This window comes from Hafnia alvei, from assembly GCF_900095695.1.
GTDB classification, from domain to species: Bacteria; Pseudomonadota; Gammaproteobacteria; order Enterobacterales; family Enterobacteriaceae; genus Hafnia; species Hafnia alvei_B.
On sequence record NZ_FMIQ01000051.1, the window covers coordinates 39,888 to 48,513 of the forward strand.

Consider the following 8,626-nt stretch of genomic DNA (forward strand, 5'->3'; position numbering starts at 1 on the left):
GTATCTCTATGGATAAGCGGTAGTAAATGTCGCACTCGACGATACTGTTCCGGTTTTTAAGGCAGAGCCGTCGGCAGCCATTTTTGCATAAAAAATAAGTGATTTAGTGGCTGCTCCATCCGTGATTAAATAAGATTTTGATGTTCCACCTACTGGAATTACTCTTCTAGTATCATCCGTAATGACTATACCGATACCGCTTGCTGTACTGTCTGATGAGAGCTTGAAATAATCAAGGGCATTCTCATCAGGCGTCCCAGTGAATGTAACCTGCACACCACGGCTAATAGTGCCGCAATTCTCCAGATTTATGGTAAATTGCACTGGAGGCGAACTCGTGCTACCACGAGAGAATAGGCTGATGGGCACACTTCCTAGATAAACAGGTTTATCTATGGAATCGGATGATACTGAACAGGTGCCATTGGTTACCTTTCCGGTAATATTTACTGTAACGTCGTGAGCAAGCGCTGGCAGAGCGATTCCAGAACTTAAAAAGAGTATGGTTACCAACAGTAGTTTATGAAAACTATTACTATGAATTCCTTTATTAGGAATGGTGCTATTATTTAGCATGATTAATCCTATTGATAAGCCAAATCGAGATATAGCACGGAGTTAGCATCTCCTACCGTTACTGGCAGTTTAGTTACTTTATATGCCAGTTTAAACGTTAATACATTACTATCACCCGCGACCAACTTCTGTTGTAATGATTGGCTATTTATAGGAATAGTATTGTCAGCGTTATCTCTAATTTGTATAGCTAAGCCCTTTACTGTACCCTCTGCTTCTGGATTGCTCAGTGCCAATAACGTATTATCGTCTTGGTCTTGATCTCCTGTAAGCGTCACTACGGTACCTATAATTCCATCGTTGCATCCCGTCAGCGATATACTTAACGTTCTTGTCGTTAATATTTTCCCCACGGCAGTTAATGTATTATTTGCATAGGAGCCAAGATTAATACTCTGTGCTTGGCTTTTCTTGGCGATAGTACATGAGCTGGGTAATATAGTTCCTCTTATATTTATAGGCGTTGAACCATTGTAAACTATATTAGCATATCCTGCATAAGGTAAGAGGCTGCTAAGTATGAAAAAACCTATGTTCCATTTATTTTTCATAATGGTTTTACTATTCCATTGATAATATGACGGAGATCTGTACGTTATAGTTTTTTGGCTTTGGCGCCGTCCCGGTCCGTGAGACTAGTTGGAATGACAATGGATATTCAAAGTATCCCTCATGTCGTTCACCCACAGTCATTTGAGTTGTTGGAACTTGGGCTACCTCAGAACTGTTGACCGGAAGTATATTTCCTTGACCATCGCGTACTATCAAACCAATCTCTGGCGTATTTTGAATGCCGATAATATTTTGCCCATCACCTGAGTAGAGTGATGATATGGAAATATGCACTAAATCACCGTCTCCAGAGCCTCCTCCGCCTGAACATAGTCCTTGGATGCCCAAGCGGGTGGGCGCATCATCTAAGATCCCGCCCGCGCCTGCCGCAGTAAAATCAGCGGCAAAGTGATCTGGCATTATCACTTCAGGTTTATCCAGTTGAAGTTGACACTTAGGCGGAATATGTAGCTTCCCTGAAACATAAACTGCAGTCAAACCATCGGTGCTCTCAGGAATACCGATATCAGATGTACTTAATTCTGATACGGCGTAATATCCCAAAAAAACATGATTTAGAATGATATCATGTGGATCAAGATTGGTACTTGGTGGAAAAACCATAACCGCGGCGTAAACGGCCTCCGTAATAGTCGGTGCGCTCGTATTTGGAATTGCCCATCGGTTAAAGGTGGTGAATCCGGGTACTGTACCCAGTTGTAACCTCATCCTGTATCCTTGATGGTAAGGATCATCAATAGTTATATTAGCCCCAGCGTCACGACCTAAGTAACCATTATTAAATGAATATACGGTACTAATTTTTGGCGCTGGGTCTGTCGGCTGGCATTTGATAGGTCCTGGCATCGCCGCGACAACGGGATAGCTATACCCTTGAGTTGTAGTAACGCCAACTGGTGGTGTAGTCATATTCATTTGAATATGCAATTCGGGCACCATGCCATTGCTGGGGGCGCATATTCCTGGATCGGCACTATAAGCCATATGGCTATATGAACTGATAACAAACAGCCCAAGTAATATGGCTGAGCGAGGAGGAAATAAGGTAAATAGGCTGCGCATGTCGTTCCTTTTTCTTGAAAACCTGTTTCTAATCGTCATGACCTGGTTAATAAAATATGAGATTGCTGGCACGTTTTTCCTGCCATATTGCATACATATCGTCATGAAAAAATTTTCTATTTACATACCACATTGGCATAGACGATAGCCTTATTAAGACTGTCTTCAGGTAATACATAATTAGCTTGGCATTGGTCGCTTGCGGCCGGGCCCCATTGTGAATTCAAGGTTCCTTTTAGCGGTAGCCCTGACATATACACCTGCCCTGCGTCACCTACGATGCCGCTGGCAGTAATATCGGTTCTGCTCACGCTGGTACCGAAGGGTAGGGGTTTACCATTGTGCATGAAGGTTAATAACGCTCTCACGCCGCTGTGTGCGGTAAAGTTAGCGCGCACAATCGCTCCTTGCGTAGGTACAACGTTAACCACGGCATCATCGATATCAGTGTGGTTATTTAATGTATTGGTATTGAGCGCAATACGATTTTGGCGGTAGCTGCTTGCGTAAGGCACAACGGCATATCCACGCCAGTCAGTTTTCACCCCAGTGTTATTTTCAACACTGACATTATCTGCACCGGGCGCGGCGATAAGCACGTTGGTATCGCCAAGAGGTTGGCTGAGCGTGATCCCATTGCGGTGGGCAACAATACCGCCAGATATAGCGTAGTTTAACTGCTTATAGTCAGCGCCATAGTTGTACCCAACGTTTGTGCTACCATAACCCCCTTGGTAGCCGGCGCTCACGCTGCCGCTATTGCCGACACCGTTATTTCCATAGCCTTCCATCACGCTGTAGCTGAGATTATTGTCGTCAAGTAACGTTCCGCTAATACCTGCCTGCTGAGTTGTGTTACCGTTCTTATCTCTATTTCCGCTGTAGGTGGCATACGCATTATGTCCAGGCTGCGCCATATCGTCTTGGGCCGGAGATAACAATTGAGCCAAAGGAATAGAAATATTGAATGAGACAACCTGATCTGCATCTGGTTGGTTTTGCACTTTATTATAGTTATATGCCAGGGTATAGCTGGCATTCCAGATGGTGCTATTAAATCCGAACTGTATCAGGGTATCAGTTTCATCGGTATGCCAATAACTTTGTTGACTGGCAGAGACAAATAGACCGCTTTCCTTTCCCACTTGCTGGCTAATATTGGCCTGCAACTTCCCGCGTTTGGTATAGTTCAGATTATAATAATCAAAATAATTGGGCTGATCGTTATTGTCTTTTTTATTACCTTCGTTTTCGGTGTCATTATACCCACTCATTCTTTTATAGGTGGTCTCACTTAAGGTATAGAAACCCTCGGTAGAGTAACGATATCCGAGCAATTGGAAGTTGGTCCCAAAATTATTGAGCGCTTTAGCATATAGAAAACGCATTGATTGCCCTTGATGGGTAGTGTCATCTGCCAGCGTGCTGTTCGCCTGAGTGATATCAACAGAAAATGCGCCTAAATCACCGAAGTTTTTGCCCAACCCAACCGCGAAACTACGGTATTTATCAGATAACTGTGTACCACCATAGGCAGTTATTCCATGAGGTAAACCCCAAATTACTGTTGCCTGACCAAATTCAGGGCTATCCTGCTCATTACCCCCATTACGATATTTTCCGGCACTGACGGCATATTTTACCCGACCTTCTCGTTGTAAAATTGGTACACCGGAAAAAGGGACAGAGTAAGAATTAATACTGCCATCACTTTCTTCAATTAAAACCAGTAAATCGCCGCTGGATGAAGTTGGGAATAAATCGTTAACTTCAAATGCACCGGGTGCTACATAGGTTTGATAAATAACATAGTTGTTTTGTTTTATCGTTACTTTTGCGTTGCTCTTTGCAATACCGCGAATTGTTGGCGCAAAGCCTCTCTGACTATCGGGTAGCATATTATCATCAGACGAAAGCTGTATACCACGAATGGGAACACTGTCAAAAACGTCGCTAGACGTACTGGTATCTCCGGCAACAAGTTCAGATTTCAGCGGAATAATAGTACGTTCAACATAGGTACTAATATGTTGAATCTCACTAGAGTGATCGCTGTTAGAACTCTGGCTGCTCCACGAGGCGCTGTCACGTAAGCGCCATGCTCCGAGGTTAATTCCACTTTGCAAACTAAGAAACTTGTCAGACTGGCGCTCGTTGTTAGCCTTCGTTTCATTACCCGAGAAATTGTAATTTAACAGCAGGGCATTGATCCCTTCATCCCATTTCTCTGGGGCAATATAGCCACGAGCATCATTTTTCATCGCAATTTGCGGAATACTCAAATCAAGACGCTGCTTTTCAAAATCGAAAGAGGCTCTGCTTCCTAAAACTATGGATTCCAGATTGACCTCTTTATGATCTTGATCATCTTGCGCGGTCTCTTTGAGAGTAGGCAGGGATTTTGTGTTTACGCCAAGCGCTTCCAGTTCTTTGATACTGAAAAATGGCACGAGCGTATCAGTTGTATCCGACGATTTCGTTTTTGATGATGCTTCGACAGGTGCTGTCGTATTTTTCTCCGGCTCCGCCGCCGATGCTTTTGAATATTTGAAGTCCACGTCACGCGTAGAGATAAAGGTATCGTTTATATAGATATCGACGCGATAGCTCCCCGGAGCCTGCCCACCTTCATTGTTGAAGCGTGAGAGATCCGCAATAGCGGAAGGATCGCTGGATAGAAATGCCGGATTAAAATATTGCTCAGCGAGTACTTGCACGGGAGAAACAATAGCCAGTGATGAAAAAACAACAGGGGCATAACGGCTAATAGCAGATCTCGCTTGTGGAACTGATGCGAAATAAAGTTGCTTTTTCATCTTACTTTCAATCCTGAAAAATATAGAAATAGATAACGCCAATCCTTGACGATGTTCTCTGGCATGTTCTCTGGCATGTTATATGGAGCATGTTTGTTGATCGGTCATGGCACCATAATCATTCATGGTCTGGAATGTAATGTTTCCGCCAGGGCCTCCTTGTAATGGAACCTGTGCCTCTGATTTTGGCGGAACCATGGTGTTTGGCATTTTTTGATTGCCAACTTTGAGGCTAACTAGCGTCACATAATAAGGAGAAGGATTTTTTACGTTTAGGTTGCTGCCGATTAGTTTACAGCGCAAAGATTTAGGCGCGTCGATGCTTGGTGTAGGCAGATTATCAGGACGCACAAACATTTTAATGGTTGTTTGCGTTGCGATCTGGAGCGTATTTTTTCCTTCTTCAGGTTTTCCTGAAGGTATTGCTTTACTGTTTACGTAATAAAGAGATTCACGATCGGTTGGTAGTGGTTTTTTCCCCACAAACATGATCCGCATCGTATTTTCTTTTTTGGGCTGAATCACGAAAATAGGCGGGGTAATGATAAAATCAGCACTCTTATTTTCATCAGGATTGGATACCCAAGATTGAATCAGAAAAACCTTGCTGGCATCGGTGTTTTGAATAGATAAAGATGCCTGCGAACTATTCTGTGGATAAATCACTCTTGTCGTACCAAGACCGACTCCACCGGCTATGGCAGCTGATGATCCGCAGAGAGAAATTGAGCTGAAGAGTAATAAATTTATTAGCGAGTTGACTTTTACGTTTTTCATAACCTATAGCCTTGGTTTATATTTTCTGATAGCACTTAAAAAGTGAGGTTAAAATCTTAGATTTATGGTGATGACACTTAATTAATTTTTATCGAGATAGCAGAGGTTGGATGAAAAGTATTAATTAAGTGTATTCAATGTGTTATCTATAATCTAAATGAACGCCATAAAAAATTATGGCGTTAGATAGAAATTAATTTCTATAACTTATACACGACGAATAAAATGTTATTCGTAATGAACTTTAAAGTCAGTTGTTGCAGATACATGACCTGGTGTTGCAGTCTCTGAAGTACCAACTAAAGCAGCAGAGAAAATTGCAACGTTAGTGCCTTCAATCAGCTGCATTTTCGCACCTTTATCGTCAGCGGCAGTGAAGTTAATAACCTTGCCATCCATATCTTTCATCTGTACGCCTACGCCGCGTGCGCCACCAGCGCCAGGGGCGTTTGCCAGCACAGTTGGGTCATTGAGATCAGGCACGCCTTTAAAAGCAAAGGACGCGGTTTTATAGACTTCAGTGCTGCATTCTTCCAGATAGATTCTGACTTCAGTTGATGCTCCGGTCTTACCTGCTGCTACTTCACTTGTTTTGAGAGGGCTCAATGCGTAAGTTTGGTTAACTGATTCAGGGTTAACGATACATGCGGCATCAGTGACTTCTCCCGTAAAATTAATAGAACCTCCATTAACGGTAATTGGTGTAGCAACCGGAGCTGCCATTGCAGAACCTGCCGCCATCATGGTCAAAACAGATAACGCAGACACCAACATTTTTGAAGCTTTCATATTTATATTTCCTTTATTCATATGTGTTTAGTTCATTCAGATTTCTGATGCATTAGTATTAATGACATAGATGAATGTTTAATTGTTTCCAAGCAGATACTGTTATCCATATAGCATCATTCATATCAGAGAAATAATATTAGATATTTCCTGACGCTTTACTTTGGCAACGAGCTAACTGACGAGGCTCACTATACACCAGGTTTTTTTTATGGAAGTGGCCATTTTTATTGATTTTTAGTTAACTCATTATTTATCATGTGGTTAGTTATATGTAGCAAAATTAAAGAATGATTTCAGGTATGGTTTACGCAAACAAATTCAATAAAATCAACGTGATAAAAAAATCTTATGGAAAGTTAATTGGAATGGGGTTTTCTTAGAGTGATTTAAATAAAACTTGTAGGTATGATTTTTATAACAAGCATTAAGTAATTTTTTATTCTGAATTAATTATAGCTAATAAAAGCGCTATCTGAAGCTCTCATATGCAGCAGATAGCGTTTTTCTGTCTTATTATGTTAGGGAGAGTGTTTGAATATGTTAATTAAATTTAGTTTTACACCGAAGATGAAAAAGATTTCTATTATTTATTTATCTTGTTTATCACCATTATTATTTCCTCTTAATTATGCACATGCATCCGGGATGAAACTTGAAACTTCTGTTGTGGTGGTGAATACGGAAGAAGGGGAAGGGGTGATGACGCTTAAAAACACCGATCCTACCCCGGTATTGCTCTATTCATCGGTGGAAAACCTGCCGGGTGATAAAGAGGAATCATTGATTGTTACTCCTCCCGTTGTTCGGGTGAATCCCGGTGATAGCCAGACCGTGCGTTTTATGATGAAAACGCCAGCGAAAGCCGTTGAGCAGTTTAAACGCGCCATCTTTGAAGGCATCCCAGCTTCTGATAAAACGGCCGATAAATTACAGATTACGCTGCGTCAAAATGTGCCATTGATTATTCACCCAGCGGGTCTGAAAGAGAATTTAGAGCCTTGGACGTTGCTGAAATGGGAACAGGTGAGTCAAGATACCTTAAAGGTAACAAATACAGGTGCTTATGTTATCCGCATGTCACCCATCATAAGCGTACAACCGCAAAAAATCAGTGCTTCACTACCTCGCTCTTATTTATTGCCTGGAGATACGGTTAACGTAAAACTGAATAATCAAATTTCTGATGTTCAAAAAGTGACCATCACGCCGGCAAATTTGTATGGCTATTTTGTAAAACCCTATGAGGCGAGTGTGTCTCATTAAGTAGTGTGCTTGTTCTATTATTTCGATAAAAAGGAAAGAAAAATGTCAGGAAAGAAAGTAAAAATATCGCTAAAATTGTTGGCATTGCCATTACTGGCTATGTCAATTTCTAGCGCATTTGCCGACCCTGCAGTAGGGCCTTCCGGCAAACTCACCGTGACTGGAGAATATACGCCACCGCCGTGTTCGGTTGCGCTTGCCGCGAATGGAGTAATTGACTATGGACATATATCTACCTCTTCGCTGCATAGTACTTATAGTACTAATCTGCCTATAAAAACGCTGTCTAATGCGGTCACTATTACCTGCTCTGCAGTGACCAGCGTTGCGATTAACTGGGATGATAATAGATCTGCTACCTTAGCAATTGGCTTAATGGATACCATTGGTCGCTATAAGCAATTACAACCAAGTGGAACGAGCTCTGGCTATGGCTTAAATCTTGGTTTGGGCACTGACAGTTTAGGTCAAGGTATTGGTAACTATGTTGCTACATTGTCTGCGTTAAAAGTTGATGGCATTGACCAATATTTTGCTAGTACCGCGACCACGCCTTTCCAAAAAGGCGCTGCTACGCCAACGAAAGTTTTTGAATATATGGGTGCAAGAAGTCCACTCGCTTATAACTTCTTAAATGTAGATGGCGAAATCGTTAAAGGGAGCGTCTTTTCCATGGACTATAACGTCATGGCCACGATAACAGAGACAGACCATATCGATTTAAGTAAAGAAATTACCTTAAATGGTTCATCTACTATTAGTCTGTA

8 protein-coding genes are annotated in these 8,626 nt (G+C 41.9%); 2 read left to right on the forward strand and 6 right to left on the reverse strand.

Going from position 1 to position 8,626, the window contains the following annotated elements; all coding sequences use genetic code 11:
• Positions 1-6: 6 nt before the first annotated feature.
• The 6 genes from BN1044_RS13315 to BN1044_RS13340 form a co-directional block, all read right to left on the reverse strand.
• Entirely contained in the window at positions 7-576 is a 570-nt protein-coding gene (locus BN1044_RS13315) for a fimbrial protein (protein ID WP_081329589.1), read from the reverse strand.
• Between the two features lie 8 nt (positions 577-584).
• Positions 585-1,127, reverse strand: coding sequence for a fimbrial protein (locus BN1044_RS13320; protein ID WP_072309117.1), 543 nt, complete (start codon positions 1,125-1,127; stop codon positions 585-587).
• A 10-nt stretch (positions 1,128-1,137) separates the two neighbouring features.
• Positions 1,138-2,283 carry a hypothetical protein gene (locus tag BN1044_RS13325; RefSeq protein ID WP_175421609.1) on the reverse strand — a complete coding sequence of 382 codons (1,146 nt, stop codon included), beginning with the start codon at positions 2,281-2,283 and terminating at the stop codon, positions 1,138-1,140.
• 44 nt (positions 2,284-2,327) lie between these two features.
• A complete protein-coding gene (locus BN1044_RS13330; RefSeq protein ID WP_072309119.1) occupies positions 2,328-5,027 on the reverse strand; it encodes a fimbrial biogenesis usher protein in 2,700 nt (899 codons plus the stop codon).
• 78 nt (positions 5,028-5,105) lie between these two features.
• The gene (locus BN1044_RS13335) at positions 5,106-5,804 is read right to left on the reverse strand and encodes a fimbria/pilus periplasmic chaperone (RefSeq protein ID WP_072309120.1); all 699 of its coding nucleotides are present in this window, start codon (positions 5,802-5,804) and stop codon (positions 5,106-5,108) included.
• A 228-nt stretch (positions 5,805-6,032) separates the two neighbouring features.
• Positions 6,033-6,593 carry a fimbrial protein gene (locus BN1044_RS13340; protein WP_072309121.1) on the reverse strand — a complete coding sequence of 187 codons (561 nt, stop codon included), beginning with the start codon at positions 6,591-6,593 and terminating at the stop codon, positions 6,033-6,035.
• Positions 6,594-7,133: 540 nt separating this feature from the next.
• Here BN1044_RS13340 and BN1044_RS13345 point away from each other — a divergent pair.
• Positions 7,134-7,859 carry a fimbria/pilus chaperone family protein gene (locus BN1044_RS13345; RefSeq protein WP_081329591.1) on the forward strand — a complete coding sequence of 242 codons (726 nt, stop codon included), beginning with the start codon at positions 7,134-7,136 and terminating at the stop codon, positions 7,857-7,859.
• A 42-nt stretch (positions 7,860-7,901) separates the two neighbouring features.
• Positions 7,902-8,626: DUF1120 domain-containing protein (locus BN1044_RS13350; RefSeq protein ID WP_072309122.1), on the forward strand; the 725-nt coding region annotated here is incomplete at its 3' end.

Bases quoted from the DNA above. Each gene is read 5' to 3' on its own strand.
- BN1044_RS13330 (WP_072309119.1), bottom strand. From the start codon at position 5,027: ATGAAAAAGCAACTTTATTTCGCATCAGTTCCACAAGCGAGATCTGCT.
- BN1044_RS13320 (WP_072309117.1), bottom strand. From the start codon at position 1,127: ATGAAAAATAAATGGAACATAGGTTTTTTCATACTTAGCAGCCTCTTA.
- BN1044_RS13315 (WP_081329589.1), bottom strand. From the start codon at position 576: ATGCTAAATAATAGCACCATTCCTAATAAAGGAATTCATAGTAATAGT.
- BN1044_RS13340 (WP_072309121.1), bottom strand. From the start codon at position 6,593: ATGAAAGCTTCAAAAATGTTGGTGTCTGCGTTATCTGTTTTGACCATG.
- BN1044_RS13335 (WP_072309120.1), bottom strand. From the start codon at position 5,804: ATGAAAAACGTAAAAGTCAACTCGCTAATAAATTTATTACTCTTCAGC.
- BN1044_RS13345 (WP_081329591.1), top strand. From the start codon at position 7,134: ATGTTAATTAAATTTAGTTTTACACCGAAGATGAAAAAGATTTCTATT.